We start from the raw sequence: 16216 nt of genomic DNA on the forward strand, positions 1-16216 counted from the left end.
CGGCGGCGAAATTAACTGACGGCGTTTACAAAAGTGGCCGACGAGGCCAATCTACTTGCTAAAGCAAGGGTCGCGAAATGAGGCGGCCGCAGAACTTGGAGGATGTCCGAATGCTTTATGAAACCCAAGGGCCCTTTCGCAGTCTGGTGGATGTTCAGGCCGGGACGGTCGATCGCTCGATCTATGCGGACGAAGCCATCTATCAACTTGAGCTCGAGCGGATCTTCGCCCGCGCCTGGAATTTCATGTGCCATGAGACGCAGATTCCGAAGGCCGGCGACTTCTTCCTGAGCTTCATCGGTGAAGAGAGCGTCATCGCCACCCGCGACAAGAAGGGTGAGCTGCAGGTCCTGCTGAACAGCTGCCGCCACCGTGGCAATGCGGTGTGCCGGGCGGAAGAGGGCAACGCCCGGTCCTTCCTCTGCACCTACCACGGCTGGACCTACGGCCTCGACGGCCAGTTGATCGGCGTGCCCGGCTACAAGGGGTGACTACACGAAAGTGACGTATCTGCACGCTAAGGGCGAACAAATCCGGTACGATGCCAGCAGATGCTATTCGCAGGCTTTCCTGCCCCTTTTATGTGGTGCCGCCCTACGGGCGCCGATATGGGAGGGCGGCAATCCGATTGACCAACGATCGAGGTAGAACCCTGCTCGCCAAATATGTGAGCTGGTTGCCCATCCCCGGTATGGCGAAGGATTGCCGATAAACCAGAGCGTGGACTGCATGGGCCGCGCACCGGTCAACGTCCATCAAACCCAACCTCCCCCACTTCAAATCGCTGAGGGCAGCCATGTCTGTGTCGATTCCACCGGGTGCAAAAGATCCAACACTCACTCCCGTCCCGGCAAGCTCCACGGAAAGCGCTCGCATGAGGGTGCTCACATAGGCTTTCGACGCGCCGTAGACCGCTTGGAAGGGCACGGATGTTTCGCCCGCCAGGCTCGACACGGCGATTACTGAGGATTCAAACGGCTGCTCCCTGAAAATCGCAATCAGGCGAGCCAGCAAATCCGTGAAACCGAGTATGTTTGTTTCAATTACCTCGGCATAAGTGTCGGCACGGCCTGCATCAAATGAACCAACGCTCGTCATTCCGGCAACCAACAAAGCGGCTGTTACTTGCAATTCTGCAACCTTAGCCGCGATTTTCTCCCTGCCCTCGATTTCACGTTGATCAGCCACTATAATCTCGCACGGCACATTGAACCGCTCGTCAATTTCGGTCTGTAGCTCCCGCAAGTTGTCGAGCCTTCGTCCAACAATCAGGGGCTTGGCCTGGTACGATGCCGCCAAGCGGAGGGCGGACGCTCTGCCCAAACCGGTCGAAGCCCCTGTGACCAGCACCCACGAGTTCTTGATCGCCAGCGGTTTCACGCGTTTTCCAGAGCCTTGTATAGGGCGGTTTTGCCGATCTTGAGCCGGGCCGCCGCCTCACGAACAGTGAGGCCCGCTGCGATATGCGCCCGCGCTTTACGTAGTTTGTCGGGGGTAACGACAGGCCGGCGACCACCCTTGTTGCCCCGCTCGCGTGCGGCCTTGAGGCCGGCATGAGTGCGTTCACGGATCAGGTCACGCTCGAATTGGGCCAGCGAGCCGAAGATGTTGAACACCAGCATGCCGCCCGAAGTGGTGGTGTCGATATTCTCGGTGAGTGAGCGGAACCCGATGCCGCGCGCCGCAAGCTCGCCGACCTTCTCGATCAGGTGGCTCATCGAGCGGCCGAGGCGGTCGAGTTTCCAGACCACCAGCGTGTCGCCGGGGCGCAAATAGGCGAGCGCTTCGGTTAGGCCAGGCCGATCGGCTTTTGCCCCGGATGCGTGATCGTCGAATATACGGTCGCACCCGGCAGTGTTCAGCGCGTCAAGCTGGAGCGACAGCTTCTGGTCTGCGGTCGAGACGCGCGCATAGCCGATCAGCGCCACATGATGCCCGATCCTGTCCGTTTTCCCGTCATTATGCGATCTTGTCCGAATCGCCGTTACAGGTCCAGAGTTAACGGACATATTCCTGTTGGCCGCCAGAGGACCGTCTGACGGACACGCAAAGCGAAGGAGATGATGCTTGGCGAGACGGCGACTGGTGAGCCTGGAAATCTGGGCGAGGCATTATGGCGCGCCGCTCGATGAGCGCGAGATCGCGCGTCATTATACGCTGACCAGCGACGACCTGGAAATTGTCGGCCGCCGTCGCGGCGATGCCACCCGGCTCGGCTATGCGATGCTCATGCTATATATGAGATGGCCTGGCCGTGCGCTGGAAGCGGGCGAAGTCCCGCCCGCTCCTGTGCTCGCCTATGTGGCGCAGCAACTCGGCGTCGCGCCGGCAGCCTTCGCGGATTATGCCCATCGGGACCAGACCCGTCGCGAGCATCTCGTCGAAATCCGACGATCGCACGGGTTCAGGATTTTTGACCGCAACGCTTTCCGTGAAGTTGTCGCCTTCTCGGTCCCAATCGCGCAGACCATCATACACCCCGGCCAGATGGCAGACGTCATCGTCGATGAACTCCGGCGCCTGCAGATCCTCCTGCCTTCTCCGTCGATTCTCGAAGCGGTGCTGCGGCGGGCGCGCCAGCAAGCCGAACAGCTTACCTATGAAGTGCTCACGAATGGCCTGCTGCCTGACACCCTTCAGGGCCTGGACGATTTGCTGGCCCGACGACCGGGGCAGGTCGCGACATGGCTATCCTGGATGCGCAATGCGCCACAATCGCCGGCAGCGCGCAACATCCTGCGCCTGATCGAACGGCTCGCCTATATCCGCGCGCTGGGCCTCGATCGCGCCCGTGCCGACATGATCCCGGCTTTGACTTTTGACAGGCTGGCGGACGAAGGCAGCCGCATCACACCCCAGCACCTTGGCGAACTCAATGCCCTGCGCCGCCATGCGACGCTGGCGGCAACCGGCATCCGGCTTGAGGAAAGCCTGACCGACGCCACCCTGACGATGTTCGACAAGCTGTTGGGCAGCATGGCGCGCCGCGCCGAGAACCGGACCCGCGACAAAGCCCTCAAGACGGTGCGCGAGTTGCAAGGCCACCTCCGGACGCTCACGGGGTCTTGCCGCCTCCTCATCGACGCGCGCAGCAAGGGCGTGGATTCTCTGGCGCAGATCGAGGCGCTGGACTGGCAGCACTTCGCCGTGGCCGTCGAGCAGGCCGAAGTGCTCGGGCGACCGGAAACCGTCGATCGCACCGCCGAATTGATCGAGCGGCATCGGACGGTGAAGCTCTTTGTCGGCGCTTTTCTCAACGCCTTCGAGTTTCGCGGCGCCGGCGCGGTTCAGGGGCTCCTGTCAGCGCTGGCCATCATCGCGGAGCTATATCGGACCGGCAAACGGCGCTTGCCTGATCGCGTGCCGCTACGCTTTGTGCCGCCCGCATGGCGCCCGTTCGTCCTGCGGGATGGCATCGTTGATCGTGCCGCTTATGAACTATGCGCCTTGTCGCAACTACGCGAGCGGTTGCGAGCCGGGGATATATGGGTCGCGGGAAGCCGGCAGTTTCGCGATTTCGACAGCTATCTCATACCGCCGGCGACCTTTGCGGCGCTGCGCGAGAAGGGGCCGTTGCCGCTCGCCATCGAAACGGATTTCGAGCGCCATATCGAGGAACGGCGCACCAGGCTCGACACGGCGATCGAGCAGGTAACGGTCCTTGCACGGCAAGGGGAGCTGCCCCAGGTTAAGCTTGACGAAAACGGTCTCATCATCTCGCCGCTGAAGGCGGCAACACCGCCCGCCACCGAGATTGCCCGTCGCGCCGCCTATGATCGACTGCCGCGCGTGAAGATCACCGATCTTCTGCTGGAGGTCGATGCCTGGACCGGGTTCAGCGAATGCTTCATCCATCGTCGTTCGGGCCGGGAAGCCGACGATCGCAATGCGCTGCTCACGGTCATCCTCGCCGATGGCATCAATCTCGGCCTCACACGCATGGCGGAAACCTGCCGGGGCGCAAGTCTGCGTCAGCTCGCCCATCTTCACGACTGGCACATCAGCGAAGCCGCCTATGGCGAAGCGTTGGGAAGGCTGATCGACGCCCATCGCGCCATGCCGCTCGCCGCGCTGTGGGGAGACGGCACCACTTCGTCGAGCGACGGACAGCAATTTCATGCCGGGGGCCGTGGGGCCGCGATCGGCGACATCAACGCGCGCAGCGGCAACGAACCAGGCGTTGCCTTCTACACCCATGTCTCGGATCGATATGACCCCTTCGCAAGTCGGGTGATCGCGGCGACCGCTGGCGAAGCGCCCTATGTGCTGGATGGCTTGCTGTATCACCAGACCGGCCTGACGATCGAGGAGCACTACACCGATACGGGCGGGGCATCGGACCATGTGTTCGGCCTCATGCCCTTCTTCGGCTACCGCTTCGCGCCGCGCCTGCGCGACATCAAGGAGCGTCGTTTACACCTCCTTCCCGGCCAAGAATCCGGCCCCTTGCTTGCCGGCATGACGGCCGAACCGATCGCATTGGGTCATGTCGCGGCGCATTGGGACGAACTGCTGCGGTTCGCCACGTCGATCCGCACCGGCACCGTCACTGCTTCGGCAATGCTGCGCCGCTTGTCCGCCTATCCGCGACAGAACGGACTGGCCCTCGCACTACGCGAGCTGGGCCGCCTCGAACGCTCCATTTTCATGCTCGACTGGCTGCGCGACATCGACCTGCGCCGGCGCACCCAGGCGGGCCTCAACAAAGGCGAAGCCCGCAACGCGCTCGCCCGCGCGCTCTTCTTCAACCAGCTCGGCGAACTGCGCGATCGTCGGTTCGAGAACCAGACCTATCGCGCCTCCGGCCTCAACCTGCTCGTCGCCGCCATCATCTTGTGGAACACTCGCTATCTCGAAATGGCGCTGGCGGACATCGGCACAGCCGACGAAATCGCACGCCACATCGCGCCATTGGGCTGGGAGCATATCTCGCTGACCGGTGACTATAGCTGGAATGTTGAAGATCAACCCGATCCGGACGCCTTGCGACCGCTGCGCGCCGTCAACTCCCTACTTGCCGCGTGACGTTCGCTATCCGTTCGCCCTTTCCGTGCAGATACGTCACTTTCGTGTAGTCACCCCTACAAGGACTTTTACCACGAGCAACTGGACAAGAGCCAATGGGGCCTGGTTAAGGCCGGCAAGGTGGGCAGCTATCGCGGCTTCGTCTTTGCGACCATGGATCCGGAAGCGCCGGACCTGGAAGAATACCTCGGTGAAGTCGGCCGCATGGCCATCGACATCATGGCTGAGAAAGGCGACCTCGAGGTCGTCGGCGGCATCCAGAAAAACCTGATCGGCTGCAACTGGAAGCTGGCGGTCGACAACCTGTTCGACTTCTATCACCCGCAGATCAGCCACGCCTCGGCGGCCATGTCCGGCTTCCGACGGCAGATCGAGAACCTGACGCCGGAAGAACTGGAAAAGGCTCGCAAGGCCGGCGTCGTCACCGGCGTCGCCCGTCCGCACCACCGGGTGGTCTTCGGCGCTTACGGTCACGCGATCGGCGGCCCGCGCCTGACACAGGAAATTCGCGACGTCCGTCGCGAACTGGACGGTAAGCTGTCCCAGCTTGAAGTTGAGAAGTTCCGCGACAAGCCGGAAGCCGCAGCCCAGCTCGGCGAGATTGGCATCGATGTCACCGGCCACCCGAATATCTTCCCGAACATGTGGCTGACGAACGGCAACCAGGTTTCTCTGCGTTTGCCGCGTGGCCCTAGCAGCTGCGAGATCTGGTGGTTCACCTTCGTCCCGAAAGAAGCGACGCCTGAAGTCCGCGCTGACCTCGTTGATCGCGCGATCCACGTTTTCGGCGCCGCGGGCCTGCTCGAACAGGACGACGGCGAGAACTGGGATCAATCGACCCGGGCCATGAAGGGCCCGATCGCGCGCCGCTATCCTCTGCACTTCGGCATGAACGTTGGTGGCGGCGAGGTGAAGAATCAGGGTGGCGTGAGCTTTGTTGACACAAACATCAACGAGCACGCGCAGCTTTGGACCTATCAAGCGTGGTCGGAATGGATGGACGCCGACAGCTGGGCGGCGCTTCGTAAGGACCATACGCGTCCGCCTGAAGCCGCCTCGGCGCGCTGATACCGCAACCTGGGGCCCGCCAGCGCGGGTCCCAGGATTGCTTTAGCAAGCAATCTTTACTTACCTCCACCTTGTGTTAGCTTCATCACACAAGGTGAGGCCCGCATCTGTGAGCAGGCGCCTCCCACGTTTGGAGGACAACAATGCTTTACGACACACAGGGCCCATTCCGCACCATGGTCGACGAGAACACCGGCCAGGTGGATCGGTCGATCTTCGCCGACCAAGCGATCTACGAGGTGGAGCTGGAGCGCATTTTCGCCCGCGCGTGGAACTTCATGTGCCACGAGACGCAGATCCCGAAAGCCGGCGACTTCTTCCTCTCCTTCATCGGCGAAGAGTCTGTGATCGCCACCCGCGACAAGAAGGGCGAGCTGCAGGTCCTGCTGAACAGCTGCCGCCACCGCGGCAACGCGGTGTGCCGCGCGGAAGAGGGCAATGCCCGCTCGTTCCTCTGCACCTACCACGGCTGGACCTATGGCCTCGACGGCCAGCTGATCGGCGTTCCCGGCTACAAGGACTTCTACCACGAGCAGCTGGACAAGTCGCAGTGGGGCTTGGTGAAGGCCGGCAAGGTCGCCAGCTACAAGGGCTTCGTCTTCGCCACCATGGATTCGGAGGCGCCGGACCTGGAAGAATACCTGGGCCCGGTCGGCCGCATGAGCATCGACCTGATCGCCGAGCGCGGCGACATGGAGATCGTCGGCGGCGTTCAGAAAAACCTGATCGGCTGCAACTGGAAGCTCGCCGTCGACAACCTGTTCGACTTCTACCACCCGCAGATCAGCCACGCCTCGGCCTTCATGTCGGGCTTCCGCAAGCAGCTGGAAGGCGTCGACGCCGCTGAACAGGCGATTGTCGAAAAGGCCGAGATTAACGGCGGCATCCGCAACGCCCACCGCGTTGTCCTGGGCAAGTACGGCCACGCCATCGGCGGCCCGCGCCTCACCAAGGAAGTCCGTGAGGCGCGCGCCCTGCTGGGCCCGCGCTTCGAAGTCCTGACCAACGACAACTTCCGCATGACCGACAGCGCGCAGGAAGCCCTGGGCGAGATCGGCCTGGACGTGAACGGTCACCCGAACATCTTCCCGAACCTGTGGGTCGCCACGAACGGCCACCAGCTGTCGCTGCGTCTGCCGAAGGGGCCGGACAAGTGCGAAATCTGGTGGTTCGCCTTCGTGCCGAAGGAAGCGCCGGACTGGAAGAAGGCCGAACTGATCGAGCGTTCGATCCACGTGTTCGGGGCTGCGGGCCTGCTGGAACAGGACGACGGCGAGAACTGGGACCAATCGACCCGCGCCATGAAGGGCGTGATCGCCAAACGCTATCCGCTGAACTTCAGCATGGGCTTGAAGCATGGCGTGGTGAACCACGCTGAGGGCGACCTGCACTACATCGACACGACCACCAACGAGCACGCTCAACTGTGGACCTACCGCGGCTGGGCCGAATGGATGGACGCCGAAAGCTGGGGCCAGCTGAAGCAGATCTCCGTCGAGCATCCCGGCGATCTGGTCTGATCCAGAGGCATTCTGAAGACCGGACAGCCCGGGCCGCAAGGTCCGGGCTTTCTGCATTCTGCGCCCTGGGCGTAGAAAGGGGGCGGGGGTCTTGATGATCTCAGACCTGCTCGCCCAGCGCCTGGCGCGTCGGAACATCCATTACGCGTGGGTGGTCGCGGCCGCGACCTTTGTCGTCATGCTGTTGACGGCCGGCGCTGTTGGCACGCCCGGCGTCTTCATGACGCCGCTCCAGAAGCAGTTCGGCTGGAAGCCGGCGGACGTCTCGGCTGCGCTCGCCCTGCGCTTCGCCATCTATGGCCTGACCGCGCCCTTCGCCGCCGTTCTCATGAACCGGTTCGGCCTACGCCGCGTGGTGGTGATCGCCCTGACAGTGATCGTCGCGGCGTTGGGGTTGTCGCTGATGATGAGAGAGGTCTGGCACCTGATGTTGCTCTGGGGCCTGCTGGTGGGCCTGGGCACTGGGATGATGGCTGTCGTGCTCGGCGCCACCGTCGCCACCCGATGGTTCGCCAAGCGCCGCGGTCTGGTCGTGGGCCTTCTGGCGGCCAGCTTCTCCACTGGACAGCTGGTCTTCCTACCGCTGTTGGCGGCGATGACCGAGCGCTACGGCTGGAAGACTTCTATCCTCTTCATCTGCGGCATGCTGGGGACGGGCGGCGTAGTCGCCGCCCTGTTCATGCGTGACCGGCCTGCTGACCTGGGCTTGCCCGCTTTCGGCGATGATCAGGTCGCCCCGGCGCCGGCGCAAGCGGGTGGGTTTGCCGCCCTGGCGGCCGCGCCGATCAAGGCGCTGGCGGCGGTCCGCGCAAGCCGGACGTTCTGGCTGCTCTTCGCCACCTTCTTCGTCTGCGGCCTGTCGACCAACGGCCTGATCCAGTCGCACTTCATCGCCTTCTGCGGCGATTACGGCGTCGTGCCCGTCGCCGCCGCCGGCGTCCTGGCCCTTATGGGCGTCTTCGACTTCTTCGGCACGACGGCGTCCGGCTGGCTGTCTGATCGCTATGACAGCCGCTGGCTGCTGTTCTGGTACTACGGGCTCCGCGGTGTCTCACTGCTGTTGCTGCCTTTCTCCGGCTTCAACGTGATGGGCCTGTCGCTCTTCGCGGTCTTCTATGGCCTCGACTGGATCGCGACGGTGCCGCCCACGGTGAAGCTGGCGACCGAGCGGTTCGGTCCGGAGAGGGCCAATGTCGTCTTCGGTTGGATCTTCGCCGGCCACCAGCTGGGCGCCGCCGCCGCGGCCTTCGGCGCCGGCCTCTCGCGCACCATGCTGCTGACCTATCTGCCGGCCTTTTTCGCCGCCGGCGCCATGTGCCTCGCCGCCGCGGCGCTGATCTTGACCCTCAAGCGGCCGCAACCAGCGGTCGCCGCCTGAAGGACCTTCGATGGCTGACGTCACCCTCTACGGAATACGCAACTGCGACACGATGAAGAAGGCGTGGACCTGGCTGGACGCCAAGCCGGTCGCCTACGACTTCCACGACTACAAGAAGCAGGGGATCGATCGGGCGACCCTGGAAGGCTGGGTTGACGCCCTGGGCTGGGAAACCCTCCTCAACCGAGCCGGGACAACCTTCCGCAAGCTGCCGGACGCCGACCGCGCCGGTCTGAATCGCGAAAAGGCGATCGGCCTGATGTTGGCGCAGCCCGCGATGATCAAGCGACCTGTGCTCTCGGCCGGCGGGAATCTCTACGCCGGCTTCAAGCCGGAGACCTACGCCGCGGTGTTTCCCAGCTGAAGCATGACCAAGATTTCATGTGGCCGTACGCATCCAGGCCGGCCTTCGGAAGCCTCTTACCATCGAGACAAGGGGACATGACCCCACCCTCCATAGGACAAGAACGATGGAAATCCTGATCCCTTTGGCCCTGTTTGCGATGATCACCGCGATCGTCATTGGGCCCCGCTATTTCCGAAGCCTTGAGCGTCAGAAGCTTCAGGAAACGATGCGCGCGGCCATCGACAAGGGCCAGACGATCCCGCCGGAAGTGATCTCGGCGATCACCGCTGACGTGGCCCCCGCCAAGCCGCCGTCTTCGCCGCAGCGTGACCTGCGCCGCGGGGTCATCTGGCTGGCCATCGCCATCGGCCTGGTGGTCGCGGGCTTGATCATCGGCGTGGCTGAACCTGACTCCACTTTCCATTTCCTGGGTATCGCGACGATCCCGGGCGTATTGGGCGGAGCGTTCCTGACGCTCTACTTCCTCGGCCGGAACAAGGTCTGAGGCGGGGAAGCCCAGGACCCCTGTCATGGCTCTGGCCACCCCCGTCCGTTACGCGAATCTCCACGACGTGGAGCTGTGCGCGCTCTCGGCCGCCGGCGATCGGCGCGCCTTCGAGGAGCTCGTGCGGCGTCATGGCACGGCGGTCCGTGCGCTACTGCGCCGAATGGGGGCGGATGGGTCCACGGCGGACGATGTCGGCCAGGACGCCTTTATCGCCGCCTTCGAGCAGATCGCCGAGTTCCGCGGGGAGGGGACCTTCACCGCCTGGGTCCGCAAGATCGCCGCACGGCTTTATCTGCGCCGAATCCGTAAGGATCGCCGGCTGGTCGCCCTGGTCGCCGATGAGGCTGAACCCGCTCCCGAGACGGGCCCCGGCGCAGACGGCAAGATCGACCTGGACAGGGCGCTAAACACCCTGAGCGCGGTGGAACGGATCTGTGTCTCGCTCTGCTACGGCGCGGGCGTATCGCACGTCGAAGCCGCAGAAGCCTTGAACCTGCCGCTTGGAACGGTCAAATCCCATGTCAAACGTGGTCTGGATAAGCTCCGGGCGCGACTGGACCCGGACTCCGCAAGCTCCGAAGCGAGGCGCGGCAATGGCTGAGATCGATTTTGAGCACAGGCTCGACCGGCTGTTCGCCGAAGCCCCAGGCTTGCCTGACGAACAGGCCTTCGCCGAGCGGGTCAGCCGACGGCTGGATCGCGGCTGGCGCACGCGCAGTTGGATGATCGGGGCGGCCGGCCTCGCCGGGGGTCTGATCGGGGGCGGCCAGTTGGTGATGGGCGGCGTCTTCGAACGTATGGAAGCGGCGCGCGGGTCCCTTGTCGTGTTGCGCGAGAGCGCGTCACGCTTGAAGTTCAACAGCGACTGGCTGGAGGCCGTCCCCAACGGCGGCGGCACGGTCTGGATCGCTGTGGCCCTGGCGATCGTCATGCTGGGCTTTGTCGTGACCCGCGTGATCGAGGAGATTTGAAGATGTCGGCCCACCGTGAAGACACCGTTCGCCGCGTCTCAGCGCTCGACATCACCCAGCGCAAGGGCAAGACGCCGATCGTCTGCCTCACCGCCTATACCGCGCCAATCGCCGAGATCCTCGACGAGCACTGCGACGTGCTGCTGGTTGGCGATTCGGTCGGCATGGTGATTCACGGCCTGCCCAACACCGTGGGCGTCACCCTGGAAATGATGATCCTGCATGGCCAGGCGGTGATGCGCGGGTCGAAGAAGGCTCTGGTGGTGATCGACATGCCGTTCGGCTCCTATGAAGGCGGCCACGAGATCGCCTACGCCAATGCGACGCGATTGATGAAAGAGACGGGCGCGCAGGCTGTTAAGGTCGAAGCCGGTCCGACCGTCGCTCCGGTGATCGAATACCTCGTCCAGCGCGGCATCCCGGTGATGAGCCATGTAGGCCTGCTGCCCCAGGCCGTTCTCGCCGACGGCGGCTTCCGCGCCAAGGGCAAGGACGCTGAGGAGCGCAGGCGCATCCTTGAGGACGCCCGCGCCAGCGAGGCGGCCGGCGCCTTCGCCGTCGTCATCGAAGGCGTGGCCGAGGGCTTGGCGCGGGAGATCACCGACGCCATCGGCGTGCCAACAATCGGCATCGGAGCCTCGGCAGGCTGTGACGGTCAGGTGCTGGTGGTTGATGACATGCTGGGTCTATTCGACTGGACGCCGAAGTTCGTACGCCGCTATGCCGACCTGCGGACCGAGATCGCCCGCGCCGCTGAACGCTACGCCGAGGACGTCAAGGCCCGCCGCTTCCCTGGTCCGGCGGAGATCTACTTCGCCAAGAAGGCCGGCTAGCCCGTTCAAGCCGCTCTGCGGCCTGGGCAAGCGTTGCGGCGAGGGACGGCGCGCTATAGGTTCCCGGCCTCTGCTGGCGAAGGCGCCACACGAAGAGTCCGGAGTTTCAATTCGTGACCGATCTGTTCGAAGAGGTCGAAGAGCAGCTGCGCTCCGACCGTTACCGGACCCTTGCTATGAAGGCCCTGCCGATCGCTGCGGCGGTGGTCGTCCTGAGCGCGGTGGGTGTTGGCGGCTACTGGGGCTACACCCATTGGCGTGGTCAGGCCGAGACCAAGGCCTCAGAACAGTTCACTCAGGCCGCCGAGGCCTTCGCCCAGGGCGACGCCGCTCGGGCGACGGGCCTCTGGACAGAAATTTCGAAATCGTCCGCGAAAGGCTACAAGTCGCTGGCCTTGTCGCGCCTCGCAGCCCAACAGCTGACGGCAGGCAGGACGGCGGCTGCGGTGAAGCTCTATGATGAGGCGGCCGACGCTGCCGGCGATCCGGCGATCGCTGACATTTCGCGCCTCAAATCCGCCTTGGCCCTCATCGACACCGCTCCCTACAAGGATGTCGAGGCGCGCTTGAAGCCGTTGATGGAAGAAGGCCGCCCTTACCGTGTGCAGGCCCGCGAAGCCCTAGGATTCGCCCGGTTGATGGCCGCTGATACGGCTGGCGCGCGCCAGGAGTTCGTCGTCATCAGCCAGATGCTGGACGCGCCGGAAGGCGCGCGCAGCCGCGCCAAGGCGGCGATCACCCTGATCGACTCCGGTGCGGCCGTCGCCGTGCCCGCCACTGTCCGCGCCGCGGCGGCGCTGCCGCCCCCGAACGTTTCCCAAGGGGCCGCTCCCCAAGGGCCCGCTGCGCAAGCGCCCGCACAGACCCCAGCTCAGGGACCGCAATGATCCGCCGCACGCCTCTTCTCGTCGCTCTCCTCGCCGCGACGGTCGCCGTCAGCGGCTGTTCCACGCTTTCACGTCTGAATCCGCTGAACAAGGACAAGGGGCCGTCCGAGGTCGCCTCCGAGGGCAAGCGGATCTCCATCGTGCCGGCCGATCAGCAGATGATCCCCGCGGACGCCCTCAAGGGCGTCGATTTCTTCCTGCCGCCGGCGACGGAGCTGACCGCTTGGCCGCTGCCCGGCGGGACGCGCGAACAGTCTATCGAACACGTAGACGCCGCACCCAGCCTGGCGATCGCCTGGAAGCGCGGATTCGGCTCTGGCTCCAAGAAGACGCGCTTCTTGACCGCGCCGCCGGTGATGGCTGACGGCAAGGTCTTCGTCATGGACGCTGACGGGGATGTCTCGGCCTGGGACGCGCGCAGCGGTTCGGAAGTCTGGCGTCGCACCGTGCGGCCCTCGACCGGGCGCCGCGACCGTGTCGCCTTCGGCGGCGGCCTGGCCTATGCCGACGGCAAGCTCTACGTCTCGTCCGGCTATCGCGGCGTAGCCCAGCTTGATGCGACCACGGGCGCCATTGGCTGGACGGCGGTGACGGAACAGCCGATCCACGCCGCCCCCACGGTCGCCGACGGCCGCGTGATGGTCGTGGCCCTGGATAACACCCTCCTCACCTTCGACGCCGCCACCGGTGCGCCGGGTTGGTCCTACCAGGCGCTGTCGGAGCCTGCGCGCATGTTGGCGGCGTCGAGCCCGGCGGTGACCGGCGATACGGTGATCGCCTCCTTCGGTTCCGGCGAGTTGGTCGCTTTGCGCGCGCAGAACGGCAACGACCTGTGGAACGAGGCCCTGTCACGCGCCAGCCGGACCAGCGCGCTCTCAGAAATCCGCGACATCCCAGGCCGACCGGTGGTCTATCGCGGCGACGTTTTCGCCGTGAGTCACTCCGGCGTCTTCGCCGCCACTGATGTGCGCACGGGCCAGGCCCGCTGGAGCCTGCCGGTGACGGGCGTCTCGACGCCACTGCCGGTGGGCGACGTGGTCTATGTCGTCTCCAAGGCCGGCGAAGTGATCTGCGTGGCCCGTGAAAGCGGTCAGATTTACTGGATCCGCGATTTGAACGCAGGCGTGAAGACCAAGAAGGTCGGCGGTTTCCTTGGCATCGGCGGCCGGCGCGAGGCCAAGCCCTTGTGGTCAGGCCCGCTCCTGGCGAACGACCGGTTGATCCTCGTCAGCGCGAAGGGCCAACTGGCCGCGCTGAACGCCAAGACGGGTGAGATTCAGAACCGAGTGTCGCTCGGCGACGGCAGCCTGATTTCGCCGATCGCCGCGGGCGGCACGATCTATGTTGTCACTGACAACGCGACCCTCATCGCGCTGCGCTAAGGATCATCGAAGTGGCGGCCCTCAAACTGGCGATCGTAGGCCGCCCCAATGTCGGTAAATCGACGTTGTTCAACCGGCTTGCCGGCAAGAAGCTCGCCATTGTCGATGACCAACCCGGCGTCACGCGCGACCGCCGCTTCGCGACGGGCCGCCTCGGCGACCTTGACCTTGAGTTGATCGATACGGCTGGGTTCGAGGATGTCACCGACGAGAGTCTGGAAGCGCGGATGCGCGCCCAGACCGAGGCCGCCATCGATGAGGCCGATGTCGCGTTGTTCATCATCGACGCCCGCGACGGCGTGACGCCCATGGATCGCGTCTTCGCTGAACTTCTGCGCCGACGTGACATGCCGATGGTGCTGGCGGCCAATAAGGCCGAGGGCAAGCAAGGCGACGACGGAATCAACGACGCCTGGTCACTGGGGCTTGGGGAGCCAGTGCCGATCTCCGCGGAGCATGGGGAGGGCATGGCCGACCTCTATGCGGCGCTGTTGTCCGTGTGGGATCAAGATACCGAGGCTGAGGAAGATCCTGCCGATAAGCCGGTGATGATCGCCATCGTCGGCCGACCGAACGCGGGCAAATCCACCCTGGTCAACCGGCTGATCGGCGAGGACCGCCTGCTGACGGGTCCTGAGGCTGGCATCACCCGTGACGCCATCCCCGTCGACTGGACGTGGGACGATCGCAATGTCCGCCTCGTCGACACCGCCGGCCTGCGCCGTCGCGCCAAGGTCCAGGAAAAGCTCGAGAAGCTGTCGACCGGCGACACCATCCGGGCGATCACCTTCGCCGAGATTGTCATCCTGGTGATGGATGCGACCCACCCCTTCGAAATCCAGGATATGCAGATCGCCGACCTGGTCGAGCGCGAGGGCCGGGGCCTGGTGTTCGTCCTGGCGAAATGGGATCTGGTGGAAGACCCCCAGGCCAAGCTGGCCGAGTTCATCGAGGAAGCCCATCGGTTGCTGCCGCAGGTGAAGGGCGCGCCGATCATCGCCCTGTCAGCTGAGACCGGCAAAGGCCTGGATCGCCTGATGCCGGCGGTCTTCAAGACCTATGGCGACTGGTCGACCAAGGTGAAGACCAAGGATCTCAACAACTGGCTGAAGATGGCGACCGAACGCCATCCGCCGCCCTCCGTGGGCGGTCGTCGGGTCAAGCCGAAGTACATGGCCCAGACCAAGGCGCGGCCGCCCACCTTTGTGCTGTTCGCCAGTCGCGCCGACCAGTTGCCGGAAAGCTACCGTCGCTATCTGGTCAATTCGATCCGCGAGAGTTTCGACCTGCCGGGCGTGCCGATCCGCGTGACGGTGAAGTCGAACAAGAACCCCTTCGCCGAGGGCGAGGACGGCTCCGCGCCCACCGCACGCGCCAAGCCGAAGGCCGCGAGGGCTGAAGGCGAGCCGGCGCCCAAGACCAAGGCCAAGCCGAAGATGTTCCTTAAGCCGAAGTCCAAGCTGAGCGGCGCGACGCCAAAGGGCCGGACCCAGAAGCTGGCCCGGCCGGGCGTGAAGCCCAAGCGCGCCTCGCGGACAGCCGCCGGCACGCCGCGGCCGAAGCGCCGTTCCTAGAAGACGATGGTCTTCGTCGGCAGGCCAAGATTGGCCTGAGCCAGTTCAACGATCAGGGGGCCGAGTTCGGATGGGTCCGGCAAAGCACTGGCGTCTTCGCCGGGCATGGCCTCAGCCCGCAGCTTGGTGCGCATCGCCCCTGGGTCCAGCAGGACGGCGCGGACCGTGGTTTGTTCCAGTTCGTCAGCCCATGTCCGGACCAGATTCTCGAGCCCGGCCTTGGTGACCCCGTAGAGACCCCAGAAGGCCCGCGGTTCAGCGGCGCGGTGGCTGGTGAGGAAGATGGCGCGTCCCGCGGGCGCCGCGCGCAACAGGGGCTCGGTCGTACGGATCAGGCGATAGGCGGCGGTCAGGTTTACGGCGAGCAGCCGGTCCCAGTGGATAGGCTCGATGTGCGCCACGGGTGTGATCGGCCCCAGGATGCCGGCGGCATGGACAATGACGTCGAGCCGCCCGAAGCGCTGGTGAAGGGCGAAGCCCAGCTGGTCGAGATTGTCGCCCTCGGCGATGTCCATGGGCACGAGGGTGGCGGACTCGCCCGTGATCAGCCGGATCTCGTCATCGAGCTCTTCCAACGCGCCGGTGGTCCGGGCGACGCAGACGACGTGAGCGCCTGCTTCGGCCAAGGCCAGGGCGGCGGCGCGGCCGATGCCGCGGCTGGCGCCGGTGACAAGGGCTATGCGATCGGCGAGCGGTTTAGACATGGCGGCTTTCTGGTTCGCTA

At 64.7% G+C, this 16216-nt stretch carries 16 protein-coding genes; 13 read left to right on the forward strand and 3 right to left on the reverse strand.

What is annotated here, in order from left to right:
• Nucleotides 1-110 precede the first annotated feature (110 nt).
• Nucleotides 111-491: an aromatic ring-hydroxylating oxygenase subunit alpha gene (locus BN1313_RS07540; RefSeq protein ID WP_176695938.1), complete on the forward strand. Its 381-nt coding sequence runs from the start codon at nt 111-113 to the stop codon at nt 489-491.
• A 103-nt stretch (nt 492-594) separates the two neighbouring features.
• Here the strand turns inward: BN1313_RS07540 and BN1313_RS07545 are convergent, their stop codons facing one another.
• Complete coding sequence (locus BN1313_RS07545; protein ID WP_004213209.1) at nt 595-1380, reverse strand: SDR family NAD(P)-dependent oxidoreductase; 786 nt, start codon at nt 1378-1380, stop codon at nt 595-597.
• Complete coding sequence (locus tag BN1313_RS07550) at nt 1377-1928, reverse strand: recombinase family protein (RefSeq protein ID WP_004213210.1); 552 nt, start codon at nt 1926-1928, stop codon at nt 1377-1379. The genes BN1313_RS07545 and BN1313_RS07550 overlap by 4 nt, the downstream gene beginning before the upstream one ends.
• A gap of 139 nt (nt 1929-2067) precedes the next feature.
• Here BN1313_RS07550 and BN1313_RS07555 point away from each other — a divergent pair, with 139 nt between their 5' ends.
• The 12 genes from BN1313_RS07555 to der all read left to right on the forward strand — a co-directional run bounded on the left by BN1313_RS07555 (nt 2068) and on the right by der (nt 15492).
• Nucleotides 2068-5025, forward strand: coding sequence for a Tn3 family transposase (locus tag BN1313_RS07555; protein ID WP_031286087.1), 2958 nt, complete (start codon nt 2068-2070; stop codon nt 5023-5025).
• 120 nt (nt 5026-5145) lie between these two features.
• Nucleotides 5146-6093, forward strand: coding sequence for an SRPBCC family protein (locus tag BN1313_RS07560; RefSeq protein ID WP_091738546.1), 948 nt, complete (start codon nt 5146-5148; stop codon nt 6091-6093).
• Between the two features lie 143 nt (nt 6094-6236).
• Nucleotides 6237-7613, forward strand: a complete 1377-nt coding sequence (locus BN1313_RS07565) for an aromatic ring-hydroxylating oxygenase subunit alpha (protein ID WP_091738549.1) — start codon at nt 6237-6239, stop codon at nt 7611-7613.
• 94 nt (nt 7614-7707) lie between these two features.
• Entirely contained in the window at nt 7708-8991 is a 1284-nt protein-coding gene (locus BN1313_RS07570) for an MFS transporter (RefSeq protein WP_091738552.1), read from the forward strand.
• 10 nt (nt 8992-9001) lie between these two features.
• Entirely contained in the window at nt 9002-9355 is a 354-nt protein-coding gene (locus tag BN1313_RS07575) for an ArsC family reductase (RefSeq protein WP_091738555.1), read from the forward strand.
• Between the two features lie 106 nt (nt 9356-9461).
• Nucleotides 9462-9842 carry a DUF6249 domain-containing protein gene (locus BN1313_RS07580; RefSeq protein WP_091738558.1) on the forward strand — a complete coding sequence of 127 codons (381 nt, stop codon included), beginning with the start codon at nt 9462-9464 and terminating at the stop codon, nt 9840-9842.
• A gap of 25 nt (nt 9843-9867) precedes the next feature.
• Nucleotides 9868-10446 carry an RNA polymerase sigma factor gene (locus BN1313_RS07585; protein ID WP_091738561.1) on the forward strand — a complete coding sequence of 193 codons (579 nt, stop codon included), beginning with the start codon at nt 9868-9870 and terminating at the stop codon, nt 10444-10446.
• Complete coding sequence (locus BN1313_RS07590; RefSeq protein WP_091738564.1) at nt 10439-10816, forward strand: hypothetical protein; 378 nt, start codon at nt 10439-10441, stop codon at nt 10814-10816. Before BN1313_RS07585 ends, BN1313_RS07590 begins: the two co-directional genes overlap by 8 nt.
• 2 nt (nt 10817-10818) lie before the next feature.
• The gene (panB, locus tag BN1313_RS07595; RefSeq protein WP_091738567.1) at nt 10819-11649 is read left to right on the forward strand and encodes a 3-methyl-2-oxobutanoate hydroxymethyltransferase; all 831 of its coding nucleotides are present in this window, start codon (nt 10819-10821) and stop codon (nt 11647-11649) included.
• Between the two features lie 113 nt (nt 11650-11762).
• The gene (locus BN1313_RS07600) at nt 11763-12536 is read left to right on the forward strand and encodes a tetratricopeptide repeat protein (RefSeq protein WP_091738570.1); all 774 of its coding nucleotides are present in this window, start codon (nt 11763-11765) and stop codon (nt 12534-12536) included.
• The gene (locus BN1313_RS07605; protein WP_091738574.1) at nt 12533-13918 is read left to right on the forward strand and encodes a PQQ-like beta-propeller repeat protein; all 1386 of its coding nucleotides are present in this window, start codon (nt 12533-12535) and stop codon (nt 13916-13918) included. Before BN1313_RS07600 ends, BN1313_RS07605 begins: the two co-directional genes overlap by 4 nt.
• 11 nt (nt 13919-13929) lie before the next feature.
• Nucleotides 13930-15492, forward strand: a complete 1563-nt coding sequence (gene der, locus BN1313_RS07610) for a ribosome biogenesis GTPase Der (protein WP_091738577.1) — start codon at nt 13930-13932, stop codon at nt 15490-15492.
• Here der and BN1313_RS07615 read toward each other — a convergent pair.
• On the reverse strand, nt 15489-16196 hold the full coding sequence (locus BN1313_RS07615; protein WP_091738580.1) for an SDR family NAD(P)-dependent oxidoreductase: 708 nt from the start codon (nt 16194-16196) through the stop codon (nt 15489-15491). The genes der and BN1313_RS07615 overlap by 4 nt on opposite strands.
• Nucleotides 16197-16216 lie beyond the last annotated feature (20 nt).

Source organism: Phenylobacterium immobile (ATCC 35973), assembly GCF_001375595.1.
Taxonomy (GTDB): Bacteria; Pseudomonadota; Alphaproteobacteria; order Caulobacterales; family Caulobacteraceae; genus Phenylobacterium; species Phenylobacterium immobile.

What these genes read in the sequence shown, in the direction of transcription:
- BN1313_RS07565 (WP_091738549.1), top strand. Translation starts at nt 6,237, where the DNA reads ATGCTTTACGACACACAGGGCCCATTCCGCACCATGGTCGACGAGAAC.
- BN1313_RS07585 (WP_091738561.1), top strand. Translation starts at nt 9,868, where the DNA reads ATGGCTCTGGCCACCCCCGTCCGTTACGCGAATCTCCACGACGTGGAG.
- BN1313_RS07590 (WP_091738564.1), top strand. Translation starts at nt 10,439, where the DNA reads ATGGCTGAGATCGATTTTGAGCACAGGCTCGACCGGCTGTTCGCCGAA.
- BN1313_RS07605 (WP_091738574.1), top strand. Translation starts at nt 12,533, where the DNA reads ATGATCCGCCGCACGCCTCTTCTCGTCGCTCTCCTCGCCGCGACGGTC.
- BN1313_RS07570 (WP_091738552.1), top strand. Translation starts at nt 7,708, where the DNA reads ATGATCTCAGACCTGCTCGCCCAGCGCCTGGCGCGTCGGAACATCCAT.
- BN1313_RS07580 (WP_091738558.1), top strand. Translation starts at nt 9,462, where the DNA reads ATGGAAATCCTGATCCCTTTGGCCCTGTTTGCGATGATCACCGCGATC.
- panB (WP_091738567.1), top strand. Translation starts at nt 10,819, where the DNA reads ATGTCGGCCCACCGTGAAGACACCGTTCGCCGCGTCTCAGCGCTCGAC.
- BN1313_RS07575 (WP_091738555.1), top strand. Translation starts at nt 9,002, where the DNA reads ATGGCTGACGTCACCCTCTACGGAATACGCAACTGCGACACGATGAAG.
- BN1313_RS07615 (WP_091738580.1), bottom strand. Translation starts at nt 16,196, where the DNA reads ATGTCTAAACCGCTCGCCGATCGCATAGCCCTTGTCACCGGCGCCAGC.
- BN1313_RS07540 (WP_176695938.1), top strand. Translation starts at nt 111, where the DNA reads ATGCTTTATGAAACCCAAGGGCCCTTTCGCAGTCTGGTGGATGTTCAG.